Source organism: Paragemmobacter kunshanensis (genome assembly GCF_011059185.1).
GTDB classification, from domain to species: domain Bacteria; phylum Pseudomonadota; class Alphaproteobacteria; order Rhodobacterales; family Rhodobacteraceae; genus Paragemmobacter; species Paragemmobacter kunshanensis.
In genome coordinates, this window is the sequence record NZ_JAALFE010000103.1 from 1 (window position 1) to 822 (window position 822).

Here is an 822-nt window from a genome sequence, read left to right on the forward strand (position 1 = left end):
GTGAGGCGGTCGTCATCGGCGGAGACCGCGAGGACGCCCTGTTCCTGCCAGCCCTCGCGCTTGACCTGCTCGGGATCCCGGCGTCGCCCGCCGTAGCCGTGGGGATGCCATCTCATGCGACACCCCCGTTCGTCTCGATCGCCCAGAGCAGCAGGGCGATGGCGTCGGCCTCGTTGTCGTCGGCCGGGCTGAAGCCGCGGGCACGGACGGCGGCGACCATCGTGGCTTTGTCGGCGTTGCCCTTGCCTGCGGCGTGACGCTTGATCGTGCCGACCGGGACGCCCTCGTAGGGCACGCCGCGCAGTTCGGCCCATGCGGTCAGCGTGGCCATGAGCCCGCCGTAGATATGGCTTGCGTCGGTGCCTGCGTGGCGGCGAACTTCCTCGAACCAGATGGTGGCGACCGGCCCCGACAGCCGGTCGATCTCGGTCAGCCAGTTGGTGAAGCGAAGGTAGCGCATGCCGCCGCCGTCGAAGCGGCCCGGGCGCAGCGAGACGGTGCCGCTGGTGAGCAGGCCGTCATGGCCACGGATCGCCCAGCCGGTCGAGGTGCCGAGGTCGAGGGCGAGGATGCAGCGGTTGCGGGGCGTGTCGAGCGGCAGCGATTCAAACCTTGCGCCGTCGCAATTCGGGATCAGAGTCGGCTGAGCCATGATGGGTCTCCTTTGCCGGGGCCGGTGGTGGTGGAAGACGACGGCGGTCTGGTGCTTGGCGGTACGGGGCCGCCGTCGTCGGATCGGAAAGCACAAGGGAGCGTCACGGCGGCGCGCGCGGCTGGCCCGGACGTATGGGAGGAGTGGCCAACCCTGTGGGGTGGCCCTCC

Annotated in this window: 1 protein-coding gene; it reads right to left on the reverse strand. The window is 70.3% G+C overall.

Going from position 1 to position 822, the window contains the following annotated elements:
• Nucleotides 1-112 precede the first annotated feature (112 nt).
• The gene (locus tag G5V65_RS21990) at nt 113-652 is read right to left on the reverse strand and encodes a crossover junction endodeoxyribonuclease RuvC (protein ID WP_241250709.1); all 540 of its coding nucleotides are present in this window, start codon (nt 650-652) and stop codon (nt 113-115) included.
• Between the last annotated feature and the right edge of the window lie 170 nt (nt 653-822).

Excerpts from the sequence above, each read along its gene's own strand:
- G5V65_RS21990 (WP_241250709.1), bottom strand. The coding sequence starts at position 652 with ATGGCTCAGCCGACTCTGATCCCGAATTGCGACGGCGCAAGGTTTGAA.